This window comes from Halanaerobium sp. ST460_2HS_T2, from assembly GCF_003337665.1.
GTDB lineage: Bacteria > Bacillota > Halanaerobiia > Halanaerobiales > Halanaerobiaceae > Halanaerobium > Halanaerobium kushneri.
In genome coordinates this window covers 13,853-34,650 of the sequence record NZ_QPJF01000008.1, presented here as the reverse complement: position 1 = coordinate 34,650, position 20,798 = coordinate 13,853, and the positions used below count along the sequence as shown (strand labels likewise).

Below are 20,798 nucleotides of genomic sequence, written 5' to 3'. Positions count from 1 at the left end.
TAGGAGTTGGTTTTGTTGGAAGATTCAAAGAGAGCAATTGGGTTACTGGATTCAGGTGTTGGAGGCCTGACGGTTGCTCGCGAAATTTTTAAGCTGCTGCCAGAAGAAGATATTATTTATTATGGAGATACTCTACATCTTCCTTACGGCCCCAAAGATTTAGATTTAGTCAGGGAGTATGTAGAAAAGATAATAAATTATTTAATCTATAAAAAAAAGGTTAAAGCAGTTGTTATAGCCTGTAATACAGCTACATCTGCCGCTCTTGACTATGTTCAAAATAAATTTGAGATACCTATTTTTGGAATGATTAAAAGTGCGGCTGCTAAAGCAGTAAAAATAAGTAATAGACAAAAAATTGCAGTTATTGGTACAGAGGGAACAGTTAATAGTCTAGCTTATCAGAATGCAATTTTGAAATTTAATAGTAGAGCTGATCTTTATGCGGAAGCCTGTCCCAAATTTGTTGAGCTGGTTGAGGAAGGAAAGTTTGATGGAGCTGAGGTTGAGCGAACTGCTCAAAATTATCTTTTGCCTTTAAAAGAAGCGAAAGTTGATTCTTTAATTTTAGGCTGCACACATTTTCCGTATTTGAGTCCTTTGTTAGCCGAGATAATGGGGGATGATGTTACGCTAATTAACCCCGCTCATGAGATGGCAGTTGAAGTTAAAGACACTTTGACAAAAATTGAACTTTTAAAAAAAGATATAACAGGAAATGCTGAGCATAAATTTATTGTAAGTGATAAGAGCCGGATATCCAGACGTTTTCTGGAACATGGACGCAGGTTTTTAGGTTTAGAAGTTTTAAATTTTAAAGAAGAAAATATATTTAGTTAAGAATTAAACTGGGAGGAAATTTTATAATGCGTAATGATGGAAGAAAAGTAGATCAATTAAGAGAAGTAGAAATAACAAGGAATTATACAAAATATGCTGAGGGCTCTGTTTTAGTTGAGACTGGTGACACTATGGTTTTATGTAATGTGTCTATAGAAGATAGTGTTCCTTACTTTTTAAGAGGCCAGAATAAAGGCTGGTTAACTGCTGAATATTCTTTATTACCCCGGGCAACTCAGGATCGAAATATTAGAGAAGCAGCTAAAAGAAAATTGAGTGGCAGAACTCAGGAGATTCAGAGACTGATTGGTAGAAGTTTACGGGCGATTATTGATTTAGACAAAATGGGTGAGCGTACAATCTGGGTTGACTGTGATGTGCTGCAGGCTGATGGCGGTACCAGAACTGCTTCAATCACCGGTGCTTATGTGGCTCTTGTAGATGCAATTAATTATTTGCTTAATGAGGGTAAATTGGACGAAAATCCTCTGCAGGGGTTTATGGCAGCAACCAGTGTTGGGATTGTTAATGGAACTCCAATGCTCGATTTATGTTATGAAGAAGACTTTAAAGCTCAGGTTGATATGAATATTGCTATGACTGAAGCGGGAGAAATCATTGAAATTCAGGGTACAGCAGAAGAACATCCCTTTAGTAGAGAAGAGTTGGATCAGTTATATGACCTGGCAGAAAAAGGTATCTTAGAGTTAATAGAAGAACAAAAACTCTCACTGGTTGGTGAGTAAAATGAGAAAAATAATTATTGGTAGTGGTAATCAGCATAAGATAGAGGAGATCAAGGCTTTTTTCGCTGAACTGGATTTTGATTTTGAAGGCCTTGATCCAGAACTGGAACTGCCTGATGTTATAGAAGATGGTAAGAGTTATAAAGAAAATGCTCTGAAAAAAGCAAGGCAGCGTGCTAAAGAATTAAATGAGATTGTACTTGCAGATGATTCTGGTCTTTCAGTAGACTATCTGGATGGAGCACCTGGAATTTATTCGGCTCGTTTTGGGGGAGAAGATTTAAATGACCGAGATAAGTATTTGAAAATATTAGAGATATTAAAAGGACAGCCTGAGTCCAATCGCAAGGCAGCTTTTGTTTCAGTTATTGCTCTGGTAGATCCTTTTAAAAATATAGAAATTACTGCTGAAGGAAGATGTGAGGGACTGATTGCTGAAGAGCCTGCTGGGGAAAATGGCTTTGGCTATGATCCTATCTTTTATTTACCTGAATATAAGAAGACAATGGCCCAGATTAGCCAGGAAGAAAAGAATAAAATTAGCCATCGAGGTAGGGCTTTAATTAAAATGAAAAGGAAAATAAAAGAGAGCTATAATTAATAAAAAGCAGCATTTAGCATTTAATTTAATCTGAACATCAATAAATGCCGTTTTCCTCTTTGACCGAAAGCGGCATTTACTATATACTATTAATTGTCGTCGCGAAAAAAGTTATTAATTTTTGCGGCACAAAACACGTCGGAGCGTGGCGCAGTTTGGTAGCGCACCTGCTTTGGGAGCAGGGGGTCGAAGGTTCAAATCCTTTCGCTCCGACCATTTTAGATTATAGCAAGTTTTTAAGCGGGAGTAGCTCAGTTGGCTAGAGCATCAGCCTTCCAAGCTGAGGGTCGCGAGTTCGAGTCTCGTTTCCCGCTCCATTTTATGCGCCCGTAGCTCAGCCCGGATAGAGCAACGGACTTCTAATCCGTAGGCCACAGGTTCGAATCCTGTCGGGCGCGCCATTTTCAAATTAAACAACCTAATATGGTGGATGTAGCTCAGTTGGCTAGAGCGCGGGATTGTGGCTCCCGAGGCCGTGGGTTCAAGCCCCATCATCCACCCCATTTAATACATCTATCTAAGATGTATTTTTTTTATGCAAAATTTTATAATTCAATTATTAATAGATTTTTAAATACTGTTTTAAAAATAATAAATTTATTTCTTATCAATAATCTTGACTAATAACTTTTAGAAAGGATATAATTAATATTAGGTTATGATTTAATTAATTGAAATTCTATGCTATAATATACTCACTCTGTCCTGACTTTGAGTCAAAAAAACAAGTGGAGGTTAATAAGAGTGGCAAAACAAACAAAAAAATCGCTGAAAAGGCGTAATACAATTTTAAATGAGGCCGAAAAACTATTTATTGAAGAGGGATTTGAAAAAACTACTGTTAAAGATATAGCTGCTCGAGCAGGTGTAGCTAAGGGGACTTTTTATTACTATTTTGATACAAAGGAAGATATTATTTCTTCTCTTTTAGAAAAAAGATATAGAAAGACAGAAAAAAAGGCAAGACATGTTTTAGAAAACAAAAAAATGTCTTCTTTAGAAAAACTGGAAAAGGTTATTTTGCGCCTTATTTTTAGCAGACGTGGTAATTTTAAAGTTTATGAATTCTTTAAAATTGATGAAAATGCTAAATTTATGAAAGAGAGGAATAAGGAGTTCTGGAATAAGTTTATGCCTATTTTTACAGCCATTGTAAAAGAAGGGGTTGAAAGAGGGGAATTTGAAACTGAATACCCGGAAGAGATAACCGAAATTTTGTTTATGGGTATCGATAATTTTTTGCATCGACATTATGCTAAATTTACAACCGAAGAAATGTATGTTGATAAATTTGCAGCAGTAGAAGAGTTATTAAACCGAACCTTAAATGTAAAAGGTAGAAAAGTTGATCTATCTTTAATGAAACCTGAAAAATCTTAGTTGGATTATAAATATAATTCACTTTTCTCACTTTTTAACTAAAACTGGTGGTGTAAATATGAAAAAGAATTTTAATAATGATGATTTACTTGCTTTTCTGGGTCGTCTTGCTACTAAATGGGGTACTGGCCATGAAAGTGTGAGTAAAATTCTTGATAAGAGTAGAGATTTTATTGAAAAGAAAAATTATAAGCTGCCTTTTATAGATAAGGTAACAGAACTGCTGGAAATGTTAAGTGAGTATTCAAAAGGCAACTTTAAGCTCAATGAAGCAGCCGTAGGTTGGATTGTAGCTACACTGGCCTATTTAATTTTACCAACAGATTTAATTCCTGATTTTTTGCCGGGAGTTGGTCTGACTGATGATGCAGCAGCATTTATCCTTGCTTTTAGGCAGCTCTCACAGGAGTTAGAACATTTTCGTAGGTGGAAAGAACTTGAGTCTAATACCGTTGAGATAGATAAAGAATAAATTATTTTGGTGATTCACTGGAAATTTTCTTTGATTTATTATATAATTGAAAAGATGAAAATTTTGCTGTCGGGATTCTAATTCAATTTATAAATTAAATTAGAAGAATTAAATGATAATTTTTAAAAAATCCTTGACAAGAGCAAAAAGCTATGCTAACATTATATGTGCTTTTTGTGAAAAAGAAAAAAGAAGTTTTCACTCACAGCATTATTTACTATGCGAAAGTGGCGGAATTGGCAGACGCGCTAGATTTAGGATCTAGTGGGCAATCCCCGTGTGGGTTCGAGTCCCACCTTTCGCACCATTTAATAATTCTGTCATTGACCCCCGATATTGGCCCGGTGCCAGATCGGGGATTATTAACATATAGAGAGTTTTTTAAAGTTTTATTTAAATATCAGTTAGGAGGAATATTAATGGAAGTAAAAAAGGAAGTATTGGAAGGTAATAAAGTTAAGCTGGAAGTTGAAATAGAAAGTGATCGGGTAGATGAAGCATTAGAGCAGGCTTATCGTCAGGTGGTTAAGGATGTAGAAATTCCTGGATTTAGAAAAGGGAAAGCTCCTCGCAAGATAATTGAACAGAGATTTGGCGAAGAGGTTCTACACAAAGATGCACTCGATATTCTGATCCCAAAGGGATACAGCGAAGCTGTAGAAGAAGCTGATATTGAGCCCATTGATCAGCCAGATATAGAAGATTTTTATATTTCAAAAGGAGAGCCTGCTACTTTTACTGCAATTGTAGAGGTTAAGCCTGAAGTTGAACTGGGTGACTACAAAGGTTTAGGTATTGAAAAAGAAGATACTGCAGTCAAAGACGAGGAGATTGTTCAGCGTCTGGAAAAAATGCAGGATGAGCACAGTCAGCTGGTTACTGCCGAGCGCGAAGAACTGCAGGAAGGCGATTTTGCAATTATTGACTTTACCGGTTATGTAGATGGAGAGGAATTCCCGGGTGGTTCTGCCGAAGAATACAGCTTAGAAATAGGGTCCGGAAGCTTTATTCCCGGTTTTGAAGAGCAGTTAATTGGAATGAAGGTTGGAGAAGAAAAATCTGTAGAAGTAACATTCCCGGAAGATTATCATGCAGATGACCTTGCAGGTGCAGATGCTTCTTTTGATGTACTTCTTAAAGAAATTAAAGTTAAAGAAAGACCAGAACTAGATGATGATTTTGCTAAAGAAGCAAGTGATTTTGAAACAATGGAAGAACTAAGAGTTAGTATTGAAGAAGAATTAGCTGAACAGAAAGAAAATTCAGCTGAAAATAACTTTAGAGAAGAACTGATAAAAAAGGCAAGTGAAAATGCTGAAGTTAATATGACTGATACTCTTGTAGATGAGCAGCTTGACCAGATGTTCCAGCGTTTATCTCAGTCTATTTCCCAGCAGGGTATGGATGTAGAAGATTACCTGGGCTATATGGGTATGGACGAAGAAGGCTGGAGAGAACAGAACAAAGAAACTGCATCAGAGCGGGCAAAAGAACTGCTGGTACTGGAAGCTATTGCTGAAGTAGAAGATATTGAAGTTACAGATGAAGAAATTGAAGAAGAGGTAAATGAGATTGCAGAAATGCATGATCAGGATCCAGAACAGATTAAAGCTATTTTGCAGATGCAGGGACAGCTTTCACAGCTTACAGAAGATATTAGAAGACAAAAAACCATTGATTTCTTAATTGAAAATAATTAAATTTTGATTAGATTGTTAAATAATAACTGTTTTTCATCATTAAATCAGATATAATTATATATAGGTATCAGGTGTAAAATTTAGAGAATACCCTGTGCCAAAAAATAAAGGGAGGTTTTAAACGATGAGCCTTATTCCAATGGTAGTTGAACAGACAAATCGTGGGGAAAGATCATATGATATTTATTCCCGACTTTTAAAAGATAGAATTGTATTTCTGGGTTCTCCAGTAACAGATGATGTTGCGAATACTGTTATTGCTCAACTGCTCTTTTTAGAAGCAGATAATCCGGATAAAGATATTTATCTATATATTAACAGTCCGGGTGGCTCAGTAACTGCTGCTCTGGCAATGTATGATACAATGCAGTATATTAAGCCTGATGTAGTTACAATTGGTATGGGACAGGCTGCTAGTGCCGGTGCACTGCTGCTTGCTGCTGGTGCAGAAGGGAAGCGTTATGCTCTTCCATATGCAAGAGTGATGATTCATCAGCCAGCCGGTGGAGCTCAGGGTAAGGCGACTGAAGCTGAAATCCATATTAAAGAGTTAATGAGGATTAGAGAATTATTAAATGATATTCTCAGCAAACACACAGGTCAGGATTCAGAGAAAATTGCTCAGGATGTAGAAAAAGATTATTTTATGACTGCAGAAGAAGCTGTAGATTATGGAATAATTGATGAAGTAATTACCCGAAATGAATTAAAAGAAAAGTAATTTAGCCCAAGAGGTGATATAATGTTCAAATTTGGCGATCACGATCACGAAGATGGGGAGCTAAAATGTTCCTTCTGTGGTAAGAGCCAGGACCAGGTCAAGAAGCTTGTTGCCGGTCCAGGAGTCTATATTTGTGATGAATGTATAGAACTCTGTAATGAAATTGTAGAAGAAGAATTGGATGAGGAACTGGAACTTGAATTTGAAAGTGTTCCCAAACCAAAACAAATAAAAGAATATTTAGATCAATATGTAATTGGTCAGGAAAGAGCAAAAAAATCACTGTCAGTTGCTGTTTATAATCATTATAAACGAGTTAACTCCAATATGATGGTTGATGATGTTGAGTTGCAGAAGAGTAATATTATGATGGTAGGTCCTACCGGTTGTGGTAAGACTCTGATGGCTCAAACTCTGGCCAAGATTATAGATGTACCAATTGCAATAACAGATGCTACATCATTAACAGAAGCTGGTTATGTAGGAGAAGATGTGGAAAATATTCTGCTTAAACTGATTCAGGCTGCTGATTATGATGTAGAAAAAGCAGAAAAAGGTATAATTTATGTGGATGAAATTGATAAAATTGCCCGTAAATCAGAAAATACATCAATTACCAGAGATGTATCTGGGGAAGGTGTACAGCAGGCACTGCTTAAGATTATAGAGGGTACTGTTGCCAGTGTTCCACCCCAGGGTGGAAGAAAGCATCCTCATCAGGAATTTATTCAGATAGATACAACCAATATTCTCTTTATTGCTGGTGGAGCCTTTGATGGTCTGGAAAAGTTAATTGATTCCCGGATTAGCGAAAAGGTAATGGGTTTTGGAGCTGATATCAAGACTAAAGAAGAGGATAAGAATATAGGGGATACTTTAAAGCATATCCAGCCTCAGGATTTACTGCACTATGGTTTAATTCCAGAATTTATTGGTAGAATGCCAGTTCAGGTTACTTTAGATCAGCTTGAGGAAGAAGATATGGTTCGAATTATGAAAGAACCGCGTAATGCTTTAGTAAAACAGTATGAGAAGTTTTTTGCTATGGATGATATAGAATTAGAGTTTACTGATGAAGCTTTAAAAGCTATTGCAGCAAAAGCATTAGAACGTGATACAGGTGCTCGTGGTCTGAGATCAGTTGTAGAAAATGCTGTTTTAGATATCATGTATGATTTACCTTCAAGGCCTGAAATTAGAAAGTGTATTATTACTAAGGAAGTTATAGAAGAAAATGCTGATCCTATTCTAGAAATTGAAGAACAGAGACTAGAAGAGGAAGAAAGCGCTTAACAGCTAAGGATTAAATAAGGTAAAATGTTTAAAAATTTTAAGCTGTAAGAGATTATTTAGAGATAATATTACTCCTGATGAGTGAGTGGTATTATCTCTTTCGTTTTTTTGATTAATTTTGGAGGGGAAAACTTAAGAATCCAGAATTATTAAAGTAGAATAATTAATTTAAGAATTTGTTTATCTAAATATAATTGATAGAGGTGAAAATTAATGTCTGAAGATAATGAAGTTAAAGAAGTGATGGAACTCCCTCTACTTGCGTCCCGGGGTGTGATTGTTTTTCCACATATGGTGATTCCTCTTCTGGTTGGCAGAGATAAATCTATAGCTGCTCTGGAGGAAGCGATGATGGAGGAAAAGAAAATTATTATAGCTGCACAAAAGGATGAAACAATAGAGGAGCCTGAAATAGATGATATTTATCAGTTTGGAACTATTGCCGAGGTAAAACAGCTGGTTAAACTTCCGAATGGTATGATTAAAGTTGTAGTCGAAGGTTTGGAAAGAGCTGAGGTCATTGAATATATTGATACAGAAGAATATTTTCTGGTTGAAGCAGAAAGCTGTCCTGAAGAAAAAGTTGAAGTAACTACAGATGTTAAGGCTTTAATGCGGACTGTAGTTAAGGAGTTTGAAGAATATATTAAATATAATCGTAATTTGCCTGCGGAAACAATTATGTCAGCCAGCAATATTGAAGAACCAGGTCGACTGGCGGATGTTATATCATCACAGGTGGAATTGAAATATCAGCAGTTACAGGAATTACTGGAAGCAACTGATATAATTCAGCGTCTGGAAAAAATGCTGAGTTTGCTGCAGGATGAAATTGAAGTTTTAAAAATTGAACAGGATATAAATAAACGAGTAAAAAAGAAAGTTGAAAAAAACCAAAAAGAATATTATTTAAGAGAAAAAATGAAGGTTATTCAGGATGAACTAGATCAGGACAAAAGTTCAACTGATGAGATTGATGAGTACTATCAAAAATTGGAAGAGGCAGATTTGCCAGAGAATGTAGCTGAAAAGGTTGAAGAGGAGATTGAAAAACTTGATCGAACTCCTAATATGTCACCCGAAGCTACAGTAATTCGCAACTATCTTGATTGTGTTTTAGATCTTCCCTGGAATAAAGAAAAAGATGAGGAAATTGACATACAAAGTTCTGAGCAGATTTTAGAAGCAGATCACTATGGATTAAAAGATGTTAAGGAGAGAATTTTAGAATATCTGGCTGTTCGCAAAATGGCACCAGCTAAGAAAAGTCCTATTCTTTGTCTTGTAGGTGCCCCGGGTGTTGGTAAAACTTCTCTTGGTCGTTCAATTGCCAGAGCACTGGACAGAGACTTTGTCCGTCTTTCTCTGGGTGGAGTACGAGATGAGGCAGAAATTAGAGGGCACCGCAGAACTTACATTGGTTCCAGACCCGGCAGGATTATAAATGCTATGCGGGATGCCGGCAGCAAAAACCCGGTCTTTTTACTGGATGAAGTTGATAAAATGAGCTCCGATTTTAGAGGAGATCCAGCGTCTGCTTTACTTGAAGTTTTAGACCCAGAGCAGAATAAAGAGTTTGGTGATCATTATCTTGAAGTTCCATTTGATCTTTCCCAGGTTCTTTTTGTTACAACAGCTAATGTAGCTCATACAATACCAGCGCCTCTTCTTGATCGGATGGAATTAATTGAAATCCCAGGTTATACTGAAGATGAGAAATTAAAAATTGCAGAAGGTCATCTTTTACCGAAGATATATGAAGATCATGGTTTAAAAGAAGATCAGATTAACATTTCTTCTAATGCTATTCTAAAGGTTATCAGGGAATATACCCGAGAAGCAGGTGTAAGAAATCTAGAAAGAAAGCTTGCTGCTATAGCACGTAAAGTGGCTAAAGAATTTGTGGAAGGTAGAGATCATAAAGCTCTAGTTGCAGTCAATAGTGTGGAAAAATATCTGGGACTGGCAGATTATGAACATCAGGAAAGTGATCTTGAAGACAGAATTGGTGTGGCTACAGGTCTTGCTTATAATCAGGCAGGAGGAGATATTCTGGATATAGAAGTGGCAGTAGTTCCTGGTAAAGGAGAGTTAACTCTTACCGGTTCTTTAGGAGATGTAATGAAAGAATCTGCGCAGGCAGCTTTGAGTTATGTACGCTCTAAACAGAATGACTTAAACTTAAGTGATGGGTTTTATAAAAAATATGATATTCATATTCATGTACCTCAGGGTGCTGTTCCTAAAGATGGACCTTCAGCAGGGATTACAATTGCAATTGCTTTAGCCTCTGCTTTAACAGGTCGCAAAGTACGTGGAGATTATGCAATGACTGGAGAAATTTCCTTAAGAGGTAGAGTGCTGCCGATTGGTGGTTTAAAAACTAAAATTCTTGCCGGAAGAAGAGCGGGGATAAATAACTTTATTTTACCAAAGAAAAATGAAAATAAATTTAAAGAAATTGAAAAAGAAATTACCAGAGGCTTAAATGTAACATTTGTCTCTCACATGGATGAGGTAATGGATATTTTATTGCTAGAGGATGAAAATCATGCAGATTAGTAATGCCGAATTTTATAAAAGTGTATATAAATATGAAGACTGCCCCAGGCTGCAGCAGCCTGAGGTAGCCTTTAGTGGTCGCTCAAATGTTGGAAAATCATCATTGATAAATAGAATTACCAGACAGAAAAAACTGGCGAGAACAAGTAATACTCCTGGAAGAACCCAATCTCTTAATTATTTTAATATTGATGATAAGTTTTATCTGGTAGATTTGCCTGGTTATGGTTTTGCCAATGTACCGCAAAAAGTAAAAGATGACTGGGCAGAACTAATAGATACTTACTTAAATTACAGAGAAAATTTAATTGGAGTTGTTCAGATTATTGACTCTCGTCATAAACCAACCAAAGATGATAAAATGATGGTCGAATGGCTGCAGGCCAGTGGTTTAAGTTATCTAATTGTTGCTACAAAGGTAGATAAGATATCTAATAATAAAAAAGCAAAACAGAAAAAATTAATTTATAAAGAATTAAGTTTAACCAGAGAAGATAATTTTACATTTTTTTCTGCTCAGAGTGGGGAAGGAAGTAAGGATGTCTATGAATATCTTGATTTTTTAATGCAGCTGGCAAAAGATAGGGGTTAAAAATGGATTATAGTTATACCACATATTTTGCTGAAATTTATGATGATGTAATGAAAAATGTTCCTTATAAATACTGGTTCAGGTATTTAAAGGACCTTTTAAAATATTATAAACTAAAGCCAAATTCAGTTCTAGAACTAGCTTCTGGAACTTCTAATATGACTTTGAAAATAATAAATTTGCAGTCAGTTAAGAGAGTCACTGCACTTGACTTATCTGCAGCAATGCTTGCCAGAGCTGCAGAAAAATTAGAAACTGAATTATTTAATTCCCGTAAATTTATTAATTATTCTATTGAGGAAAATAACTCAACCTATCATTTGCAGCAAAACAGTAAGAACTTAACAGTTAATTTTAAGGAACAGAATATGACTGATTTTTATTTTGAAAACAAATTTAATTTAATAGTTTCTTTTTTTGATAGTTTAAATTATTTAACTGATCTGAATCAACTTCAGAGTTGTTTTGAGAGTGCAGCAGCTTCCTTAACTGAGAATGGATTATTTATTTTTGATATGAACTCAATTGGCAGAATTAAAACTATTGAGGAAAAATCATTTGTAATCGAAGGGGATAGTTATCAGTGTTTTTGGGAGGATATTGTTAAAGCAAAAGAAAATTTATGGCAGGTTAAGCTCAAAATATGTCCTGATAATGATCAACTTCCTTGTTTTGAGGAGACACATAGTGAACGGGGATATCAGATTGATACTATTGTCAGATTACTTAAAAAAAGTGGTTTTAAAGCGGTCGATGTTTACAATGCTTTTAGTTTGGCCAGCGGTAAAAATAATTCTGATCGCCTTTATTTTGCAGCTTCGCTAAATGAAAAGAGGCTAGAGCAAAATCAGGGCCAATTAAAAAAATTATATTATGGAACCAAAAATAGAATAGATTACTTTTTTGCTATCCTAATTTTTAAATTAATAGTCTATTAATTTATTTTATTTTTTTAACTACTTTTCTCAGATCCTGATCCTTATCTTTTGGTCTGCTCCAGATTTTACTTTTCAGCCAGGGTAGAACATAATAATCCAGGCCGAAGGAACGTCCCGAACCGATTAAAGCAATTGAGGCAAAGAGGAACCAGAAAAGAGGACTAAAGTGTCCAGGCCAGTCACTGGACCAGTGAGCATACTGACCGGCAAGTAAAAAGTTAACTGAAAAACCGGCAGAACCCAGGGCACCCAGGCTTGCAAATAAACCAAAGATTAAGGAAAGTCCGATTCCTATCATACTTAAAGTAACTACAGTTTGGAAGAAAAGTGGAAACTTAAAAATAATAGCTTCATTTAACCAGACATACCATCCAACTGCATAGTCACCAATTGGAGATGCTGAAGCTCCAGAAACTAAATAATCCGGTGCTGTTAACCAGCCATCTCTAACTTTAGTATAACCCTCATAAAGCCACATAATTCCAACAAAGACACGTAAAAGGACCAGCCAGAGCGACCTCGAAGTTTCACTAACAAAGCCAAATAATTGTGGTAGTAATCCTTTATGAGAAGCCTGTTCTTTCATATATTCAGTAATCATACTGTATGTTTCTTTTAAACCACCAATTTCAAAACGGTAGAACATATTAACAGAGTGTTTCATAAACATAGCTGGAATTCCTGTCAAAGATAGGCCCATTACTTCAGCTACAGCATAACTGCTTCCAACTGAAACCATAACTCCGTGTAAATTTGGCTCAAGTTCTTCTTTAGACCCTCCCTTAATTTCAGCGATAATATTTTTAGCTGCACATTCACCTGTTTGCTGAGCAGACTCAACTAAGGCAGGAAGGATCTGATCATTTTTCCAGGGAGCTGCTGCGTTGTCACCAATAGCATAAACATTGGAATAATCTGCTGTCTGCAGATATTTATTTACCTTTATTCTATTTGCACGATCAGTAGCAAGACCAGAATTTGCAGCGAAATCAGCTGCCTGCACCCCACAGGTCCAGATGATGGTTCGAGCTTCGACTTCCATTCCATCATTTAAAACCAGTTTGTTTTCTTCAATTCTATCAACAAACTCACCGGTCTTAACATTTACTCCTTTTTTTCTCATATAATTACTTGCTTTTTTAACCAGTTCATCACTGAGATTAGGAAGTATTTGATCAAGGCCTTCAAAGTTATAAATCTCCATTTCATCGCGTGGGATATTATATTCTTTGCTGTAATCATCAAGCCATTCAATTAATTCACCAACCATTTCAACTCCGGTAAAACCTCCACCAGCAACTGCAAAGGAAAGCAGTTCCTTTCTTTCGGCTGGATCATCTGTCATTCTTGCTTCCTGCAGACAATTTTCAATGTGTTTTCTGATAGACTTAGAATCATCCATTGACCAGAGTGTAAAGGCGTGTTCGGCTACACCTTCAACTCCACAGTAGCTCGGCTTGCTGCCGGCACCCATAATCAAATAATCATAGCTGTATTGATGATCATCAGAACTTAAAATTTGATTTTCGAAATCAATATTGTTGATCTCGTCTTTAACTACATTTACCCTTGTTGAAGAAAAGATCCTTTCTAAATCAATTTCAAGTGCATCTTCTTCAATCCTTTTGCCTGCCACCTCATGTAATTCTGTTAACAGGGTATGATAAGAATTCCTGTCAATGAGAGTAATTGTAGAGTCAGGATGTTTTTTTAATTTCTTATGGAGAGTCTGAGCAGCAGTAACTCCACCATATCCTGCTCCAAGTACTATAATATTATTACTCAATTTTTTTTACCTCCCTTAGATATTTTTATTTTTTTTTACTTTTATTAAAGCTTTCCTTCATGACTATTTTATATTAGAATTAAATTTATAATTTCACATGCTTTATAAAAGTAAGTCATGAGTTATTTTTTTCACACTATAATTATAGCACAATAAAAATAAATTGCAAATTTCTTAGTGATTTACTCAGAATAGTAATTTAGCCAGAATAATCATTTGCAAAGTTAAGCATTTATGATAAAATGTAAGTGATTTACCCGGGATTATTAAATTTTATATAATTTTTTGTAAAATTAATTTAATTGAAAAATGGATTTAATAAAAATAGGAAGTGATAATTTGTTAAAAAATAAAAAGATAATTTTAATTACAATAATTGCAGTCATATTATTAACCTTAACTGGCTGTAGTAATAAGGAAGAAAAAATACCTCAGGCAGATGACAGTGCCTTTTTAATGGATACTTTAGTCCAGATGCGAGCTCATGGAGAAAATGCTGAAAAAGCAGTTGAAGCAAGCATGGAGAGAATAAGAGAACTTGAAAATTTAATGAGTAAAACCATCGAAACAAGTGATATTTATAAATTAAACAACAGCCCAGAAATGAAAATTGATATTAATCAGGAATCTATGAAAGTTTTAAAAAAGGCTGTTAATTATGCTGAGCAAACTGATGGAAATTTTGACCCTACTATTGGAGCCTTAGTTGAGCTCTGGGGGATTGGAACTAAAAATCCAGAAGTTCCTTCAGAATCAGAAATTAAGCGGGCTTTGTCAAATACAGGTTATCAATATCTAAAATTATATGATAGTTCGGCAGAAATTACCAGACCGGGTGTGAAAGTTGATCTGGGAGGTATAGCTAAAGGATTTGCAGCTGAAGAAGTAAAAAAAGTTGTTGAAAACTATGGTATTGAACATGCTTTTGTGAATTTAGGTGGAAACGTGCTGGTTATTGGTGATAAAGTTGATGGGACTCCCTGGAAAATTGGGATTCAGGATCCCAGAAAAGATCGAGGAAATGTGATGGCCATTGTTGATGCTGTCGATAAGACCATTGTTACTTCTGGAAATTATGAAAGATATTTTGAGAAGGATGGGAAAATTTATCATCATATTATAGATCCTAAAACTGGCTATCCTGCTGAGAATAATCTTTTAAGTGTTAGTATAATCAGTGAAAATTCTTTTGATGCAGATGCCCTTTCTACAGCTGTTTACGTAATGGGCCTCAAAAAAGGAATGAAATTTATTGAAAATATGGAAGATGTTAATGTTATGATTATCACAGAGGATCTTGATGTTTACATTTCATCAGGTCTAAAAGATATTGTTGAAATAAAGGATTCAGATTTTAATTTAATTGAAGGTGAAAACTTTGCTGATTGAAGATAAATTATACCGGAAAATTTGTTCTGAAATAAATGAAAATATTTTAAAAATAACAAAATCAAAACGTGCTATTATTAATCAGTCAGTTGAGGATTTGATCAATGGAGGGGGTAAAAAATTACGACCTTTCTTAATGTTTTTAGCTGCTTCATTTGGTAACTATGATAAAGAAAAGATGCTGCAGTTAGGTAGTGGGATTGAACTGCTGCATATGGCTTCACTGGTTCATGATGATATTATTGATAATGCTGAGCTCAGACGGGGCAGGGAAACTGCTCAGAGAAGATTTGGTAAAAAAGAAGCGGTTTTTATTGGAGACTTTTTGCTTTCCCGTACTTTTGATATTTTCTTTAATTATCTGGACAAAAAAGTTTTAAGAAAAATGAATAAAAATGTACGCTTATTATGTGAGGGAGAAATTGAGCAATCCGAAAAGCGATTTGACTTTCAGATTGGGATTAGGGATTACTATCGACGAATAAGACATAAAACTGCTCTGCTTTTTGCTTTAAGCAGTTATCTGGGAGCTCATGAAAGTGGAATTAGAGGAAAAAAGCTTAACCTTTTATATAAGTTGGGCTTAGAAATAGGAATGGCTTTTCAGATACAGGATGATCTCTTAGATTTTGAAGGTGATGAGGAAGCTACTGGTAAAATGCTGGCCCAGGACTTAAAAGAGGGAGTTATTACTCTACCTGTTATCTTATTGTTAAATAAAGATCACTATCGGAGTAAGTATGCTGATTATAACAAAACCGTACTTGATGATAAGATTGTTAATGAGATTATTGTTGACGTCAAAAATTCGGGTGTGCTTACAGAGAGTCGTCAGATTTTAATGGTTTTTATTGATCGTGTAAATAAATATCTGACCCAATTGCCTGATAATAAGGCAAAAAATAAATTAAAAAAGCTCATTGAAGTTCAGGTTAAGAGAAAATTTTAAACTTCTTTTTGGTAAAAATTTAACTTGATATTTCAAATAATTAATTATAAAATAGAAATAGCTTTTGGGGTTATAGCTCAGCTGGATAGAGCAACAGATTCCTAATCAAAAAAGAGAAAAAAACTTCTTTTTGAAAGGGGATAAATAATTCTAAAAGACCAAAATATGAGCAGAAAAAGCTGTCATATCAAAGCTTATTAGTTAATATAAATTTATTTATAATTAAAAGAAAATAACCTTTTCGTTAATAAACTGAGCAACAGATTAATTTACTTATTTTAAGTAGTCTGTGTCTCAGTTTTTTACTTTATAACGGGAGGGTTATCAAATGATTAAGATGAATTTAGAAAGCGACAAAGATATTCGAGAAGTCTTTGAGGAGTTTATTGAAGAAAAAAAGTTAGATGGTTTATCTGAAGAAACAATAGTATACTATGAGAATTACGGTAATATTTTTATTGATTATTTAGTCAACCAGGAGGATATAACATTAACCAGTGGTATTACAAGAAGAGTTCTCAAAAATTATTTAGAGTGGATATCCAAGACTCATAATTACAGTCATACTGGAAAAAATACTATGTTAAGGGCAATAAGAGTATTTGTTTATTATTTACAAGATAGATCTGATATTGAGATTCAAGATTTTAAAATAAAAATCAGAAAAGCAAAAAAGAGTAAAAAAAACAAAATTTACTCCGAAGAAGAATTAGATACTTTATTAGAGAAACCCGACTTGAAGAAAACTAGATTTGGTGAATATAGAAGTTGGGTAGTAATTAATTTTTTGCTTGCTACAGGAGTAAGATCCAAAACTCTGGTAAATATTAAGATTAAAGACTTAGATATGGGAAATAAGGTTGTTAAATTGATGAACTATAAGGCTCATCATGAATTTTCACTAAAGATATTTAACAGATTATATAGTATATTAAAAGAATATCTACAATTCAGAGATGGAGAACCCGATGATTATTTATTTTGTTCCTCATATGGGGATAAATTTACTACTTCTGGCTTAAGAACCTCTATTCAACGTTATAATAAAAAGAGGGGAGTTGAAAAGAGTGGAATACATGCTTTTCGTCATACCTTTGCCAGCTTATGGATTAAAAATGGTGGTGATCCTTATAGATTAATGGATTTGCTAGATCATCAGAGCATGGAGACTACTAAGCAGTATGTTCATCACTTTAAAGATGATGAGTCTATTAAAAATAAGAATCCACTTGAGACTTTAGCGAAAAATGAAAAAGAGTATATTAATTTAAATAAATAAGTTCTGTCACTCACGAGAAATCTATCCTGATTTGTAAGTATTATTTAGCCTGCTTATAAACTGGATAGATTTTTTATGTTTAAAACCAAATAAAGGATAATTATTTGAGTTCAAGAAATAATATAACAGCAACTTCTTATATTCATCAATTATAATATTATTTTAATTTTTATTAATGAGGTGAGATTATCATGGGTTTAAGTTTGGAAGGGTTAAATGATTTAATTTCTAATCAATTCGAATTAGATAATCTATTAAACGAATTTAAAAGTCAAAAAGGCATAAACAATGAAAAAGTAACTTTTCTTGGTATAAATGATATTGCCAGTTATTATTGGTGCTCTAGAGAATCGATATTTAAAGCTAAAGAAAATGAAATTAAGTATTTCAAGAATGCTATTATTGATAGCTTTATTGTTTTAAATTTGATTGATGACTTTACATCATCTGATCTTATTGATTTAGGACCATTAGAAATATTATCTAGAACAGATAAAATTGGAGTGGATGAACTAAACAATTTATTTATAAATAAAGGAATAAGTAGTCCAAGTATAGATAATCGCCAACTTGGATATGCTCTTTATAAATCTGATAATACTAATTCTTATAAGGAAATTATGATTTACTATGGCAGTTATAATAAAGAAAGAGAAAAAGATGACAGTTTTATTTGTTTTGTAGATACAGTAGAAAAATTCTTGGAATTAGATAATAAATATCAGGAAGAACTTGTTAGAACCAAACATACAGATACCCGTAGTTTAGAAGAAATTGAAAATGGGAAACCATTGTGGACTAAAAGAAGTTATGCAAGAGCTAGAGGAAAACTTTTACATGAATTAAATAATTTAAATAATAAATACAAATCATTCAGATGGCATTTTCCCTGGGATAATTATATAGTTACTGGCATTCCTGATGGAGTTGGAGATAATTTTGTTTATGAGTATAAGTCAGCTAAAGATAAATACTATTACCATAATTATATTAGGTCTATTGCCAATTCTCAGGCAGATTTATATGGTTACTTCTTTAAGAAGCAAGAAAAGAAAATTGAAACAGTATTTATGAAAGAAGGAGAGTTAAAAGAAATAAACGGTGAAATTGATATTGATAACGCTTTAGATATTTTGAATATTTTCAAAAATACTTTAACAGGAAATTCAGATCATATAGCTCCAGTAGAATGGAAATGTAAGAAATGTGATTATTATGATGAATGTGAAGTAACTTCATTAAAGAAGTAAAAATTATATTTCAGTTTATGCATATATTAAATTTTGACCCGTTCTGCATAATAAGATAAAATGAACACCGAAGAGCTTATAACTATTTAAAAGAGGTGTTTTATGGAATTCTTAAGATTTACCTTCAATCAAGAATCAAAAACTAAGAGGACATATAAACTATCAGATTTAATTAATGTGGATATAGAGGAATCAGATATATATCAAGAGGTCGAAGAAACAGTGTCTGATTATGAAGAATTGTATAGCCAGCTTAAAAAACATATATATATTACATTTAGTAATAAATACAGATCATATGAAGAATTTGTTTTAAGGATTTCTGAAGAGTTATGTTCTAAATTATTTTCTACTTTAAAACAAGTTTATAGAAGAAGATTATTTTCTAATAAAAGAAATAATTATAGAGAAGTTAATCATAGATATTTACATTTAAAATATCTGAATGATGAAGATGAGATAGTTTTTACTTTAAATAATGAACCTGACAATTTGCTTGAAAAAAATGTAGAAAAGAAAGTTAAGCTAGAGGTAAAAAATCTATTAAGTAAAGTTACCACTTCTAGTTTAATCGATATATATATTGAATATAAGATTAAATATTTAATTCAACAGCAGAAAATAACTATAATAAATCATTGCAAGAATTCAGAATTAACTAAATTAGACTTTTCTTTTCAATATGATTATAATAAATTTGATTTTTCGCATAATGAATTTATCGATGAAGTTTCTTACCAAATAGGCGAGGCCTTATATAATAGTGGCAATAGTATAACTCTAGAGGATCTAGAAAGAGTAATGGGGTTGCGTTCATCTTTCACGAAGATAGAGCCTTGGGATATTTCAGATCTTAAAAGAGTGTCTAATATTGCTAGTGGAAAACCAATTTTCAAATCGACGACAGTTTTATTTCAATTCAGATCATTAACAGAAAGCATTTATAATGATGGACCTGCAATCGAAGAAAAAAAGGACAAGTATAGAACAAAAATATTTATTGATAAAATTGATATAAAAGAAGTAAATGGCATTATTGATAAGTTTAATAAATTTGATTATCAGTTTAAATATTTTGGTGTTGAATTAGGGTTAATAAATTTATTATTATCCACATTAATTATGGCAAAATCATCAGAGTCAGAGGTAGTAAAAGTCAAAGCCAGTAAACTTATAAATGGGATTTGGATGAAAGATGAGACAAGTAAAACTAAAAGAAATAAATTTAAAAGATTATATTATATTTTAAAAGTATTAGATAAAATTAAGATTGATGTCTTAAATATTCCTTATCACTCTGATATTAGGGATTCTAAACTTTGGGATATTCAGTTTGAGTATTTGGGAAACTTAAAACTAAATAAAGAAATTGAAGATGCTTTGGATGACTTTTATTTTTACTTCAAACCTGGATCATGGAAAAGTGCTTTTCTGGATAAGGAAATTTATTTTGCTAAAATAAATAAAAATATATTTCATAATTATTCATATAGAAATAATCGTTTTTTCTTTAGAGCTTTTAGTTATTTAATTTTTGTTTTTAGAAGTGATAATAGAAATTTAAGAAAAACTAAAATTAAAGCTATTAAATTATTTGAAAAGATAATTGATTATGATGATATGAAATATGAGAATGAATTAAGTGATGTTAAATCTAAACTTTTAAAAAAATTTTTTGTGGCATTAAAAGAATTAATTAAGCGTGGTTGGGAAATAAAAATAGAGAATGATAGATTTAATTCCTTGTTAAATGATTTGGATAAAAAAATTGATAAAAAACAATTTGTATCAGATGACATAAGATATTTAAAGCAAATTTATATTATATTTACGCCACCTGATGAATTAATAGTAGATATGCCAGTGAAATCAAATCAGAGTCCAATATCTGAAGAATTTAGAAATAAATTAATATACTATTTAAATCAACCTGAAAATAGTCAATTTAAATTAGCGGGAAAATTAGAAGGTGTTCATCAACCTGAAATTTCCGAAATTAAATGTAAAAAAAGAAATAGTATTGGTAAAGAAAAATACAATGCTATTAAAAATGAAATATATTCAGATTGAATTAGACGCCTTTATAGGGTGTCTTTTTTTTTGCCTATATTAAAATAAAAAATATTTTATTTTAATATTTATATAAATTTATTAATATTTTTTTTAGTTTTATACCTTATAATTACTGTCATAAAAGTATTATATAAACTAATAATAAAATTATATTATTTTAAATTATAATTTGATAGGCCGAAGCAAACATATTTGTTATCCTTTTCCTAGTAGAAAAAACGAGGGAG

Annotated in this window: 17 protein-coding genes and 5 tRNA genes; 21 read left to right on the top strand and 1 reads right to left on the bottom strand. The window is 33.0% G+C overall.

The features are described from left to right. The first annotated feature begins 15 nt into the window (after nucleotides 1-15). From murI to DFR80_RS05190, 16 genes are all read left to right on the top strand, one after another. Nucleotides 16-840, top strand: a complete 825-nt coding sequence (gene murI / locus DFR80_RS05265) for a glutamate racemase (protein WP_076544367.1) — start codon at nucleotides 16-18, stop codon at nucleotides 838-840. A 26-nt stretch (nucleotides 841-866) separates the two neighbouring features. Continuing rightward, on the top strand, nucleotides 867-1,586 hold the full coding sequence (gene rph / locus DFR80_RS05260; protein ID WP_076544366.1) for a ribonuclease PH: 720 nt from the start codon (nucleotides 867-869) through the stop codon (nucleotides 1,584-1,586). A 1-nt stretch (nucleotide 1,587) separates the two neighbouring features. Beyond that, nucleotides 1,588-2,187 carry an XTP/dITP diphosphatase gene (locus DFR80_RS05255; RefSeq protein WP_076544365.1) on the top strand — a complete coding sequence of 200 codons (600 nt, stop codon included), beginning with the start codon at nucleotides 1,588-1,590 and terminating at the stop codon, nucleotides 2,185-2,187. A 139-nt stretch (nucleotides 2,188-2,326) separates the two neighbouring features. Beyond that, nucleotides 2,327-2,403: transfer RNA gene (locus DFR80_RS05250), tRNA-Pro, on the top strand. 24 nt (nucleotides 2,404-2,427) lie between these two features. Then, nucleotides 2,428-2,504, top strand: a tRNA-Gly gene (locus DFR80_RS05245). A gap of 6 nt (nucleotides 2,505-2,510) precedes the next feature. Beyond that, nucleotides 2,511-2,588, top strand: a tRNA-Arg gene (locus DFR80_RS05240). Nucleotides 2,589-2,613: 25 nt separating this feature from the next. Beyond that, a tRNA-His gene (locus tag DFR80_RS05235) sits at nucleotides 2,614-2,690 on the top strand. 241 nt (nucleotides 2,691-2,931) lie between these two features. Further along, nucleotides 2,932-3,567 (top strand): TetR/AcrR family transcriptional regulator, encoded by a 636-nt coding sequence (locus DFR80_RS05230; RefSeq protein WP_076544364.1) that lies wholly within the window; start codon nucleotides 2,932-2,934, stop codon nucleotides 3,565-3,567. A 58-nt stretch (nucleotides 3,568-3,625) separates the two neighbouring features. Continuing rightward, nucleotides 3,626-4,039, top strand: coding sequence for a YkvA family protein (locus DFR80_RS05225; protein ID WP_076544363.1), 414 nt, complete (start codon nucleotides 3,626-3,628; stop codon nucleotides 4,037-4,039). A 221-nt stretch (nucleotides 4,040-4,260) separates the two neighbouring features. After that, a tRNA-Leu gene (locus DFR80_RS05220) sits at nucleotides 4,261-4,346 on the top strand. A gap of 112 nt (nucleotides 4,347-4,458) precedes the next feature. Continuing rightward, a complete protein-coding gene (gene tig, locus DFR80_RS05215) occupies nucleotides 4,459-5,739 on the top strand; it encodes a trigger factor (protein ID WP_076544362.1) in 1,281 nt (426 codons plus the stop codon). Nucleotides 5,740-5,863: 124 nt separating this feature from the next. Further along, the gene (gene clpP, locus DFR80_RS05210; RefSeq protein WP_076544361.1) at nucleotides 5,864-6,460 is read left to right on the top strand and encodes an ATP-dependent Clp endopeptidase proteolytic subunit ClpP; all 597 of its coding nucleotides are present in this window, start codon (nucleotides 5,864-5,866) and stop codon (nucleotides 6,458-6,460) included. A 21-nt stretch (nucleotides 6,461-6,481) separates the two neighbouring features. Beyond that, nucleotides 6,482-7,753 carry an ATP-dependent Clp protease ATP-binding subunit ClpX gene (gene clpX / locus DFR80_RS05205; RefSeq protein WP_076544360.1) on the top strand — a complete coding sequence of 424 codons (1,272 nt, stop codon included), beginning with the start codon at nucleotides 6,482-6,484 and terminating at the stop codon, nucleotides 7,751-7,753. Nucleotides 7,754-7,966: 213 nt separating this feature from the next. Continuing rightward, complete coding sequence (gene lon / locus DFR80_RS05200) at nucleotides 7,967-10,315, top strand: endopeptidase La (protein WP_114489392.1); 2,349 nt, start codon at nucleotides 7,967-7,969, stop codon at nucleotides 10,313-10,315. Further along, the gene (yihA, locus tag DFR80_RS05195; protein WP_076544358.1) at nucleotides 10,305-10,907 is read left to right on the top strand and encodes a ribosome biogenesis GTP-binding protein YihA/YsxC; all 603 of its coding nucleotides are present in this window, start codon (nucleotides 10,305-10,307) and stop codon (nucleotides 10,905-10,907) included. The genes lon and yihA overlap by 11 nt, the downstream gene beginning before the upstream one ends. 2 nt (nucleotides 10,908-10,909) lie before the next feature. Further along, entirely contained in the window at nucleotides 10,910-11,845 is a 936-nt protein-coding gene (locus tag DFR80_RS05190) for a class I SAM-dependent methyltransferase (protein ID WP_114489391.1), read from the top strand. A 1-nt stretch (nucleotide 11,846) separates the two neighbouring features. Here the strand turns inward: DFR80_RS05190 and DFR80_RS05185 are convergent, their stop codons facing one another. Further along, nucleotides 11,847-13,631, bottom strand: coding sequence for an FAD-dependent oxidoreductase (locus DFR80_RS05185; protein ID WP_114489390.1), 1,785 nt, complete (start codon nucleotides 13,629-13,631; stop codon nucleotides 11,847-11,849). 339 nt (nucleotides 13,632-13,970) lie between these two features. On the opposite strand from DFR80_RS05185, the gene DFR80_RS05180 reads away from it, so the two are divergent. From DFR80_RS05180 to DFR80_RS05160, 5 genes are all read left to right on the top strand, one after another. Then, nucleotides 13,971-15,020 carry an FAD:protein FMN transferase gene (locus DFR80_RS05180; protein WP_233493736.1) on the top strand — a complete coding sequence of 350 codons (1,050 nt, stop codon included), beginning with the start codon at nucleotides 13,971-13,973 and terminating at the stop codon, nucleotides 15,018-15,020. Continuing rightward, on the top strand, nucleotides 15,010-15,969 hold the full coding sequence (locus DFR80_RS05175) for a polyprenyl synthetase family protein (protein WP_076544354.1): 960 nt from the start codon (nucleotides 15,010-15,012) through the stop codon (nucleotides 15,967-15,969). Before DFR80_RS05180 ends, DFR80_RS05175 begins: the two co-directional genes overlap by 11 nt. A 328-nt stretch (nucleotides 15,970-16,297) precedes the next feature. Continuing rightward, nucleotides 16,298-17,248, top strand: coding sequence for a site-specific integrase (locus tag DFR80_RS05170; RefSeq protein WP_114489389.1), 951 nt, complete (start codon nucleotides 16,298-16,300; stop codon nucleotides 17,246-17,248). Between the two features lie 191 nt (nucleotides 17,249-17,439). Continuing rightward, the gene (locus DFR80_RS05165; protein WP_114489388.1) at nucleotides 17,440-18,498 is read left to right on the top strand and encodes a hypothetical protein; all 1,059 of its coding nucleotides are present in this window, start codon (nucleotides 17,440-17,442) and stop codon (nucleotides 18,496-18,498) included. Nucleotides 18,499-18,600: 102 nt separating this feature from the next. Beyond that, entirely contained in the window at nucleotides 18,601-20,568 is a 1,968-nt protein-coding gene (locus DFR80_RS05160) for a hypothetical protein (RefSeq protein WP_114489387.1), read from the top strand. Nucleotides 20,569-20,798 lie beyond the last annotated feature (230 nt).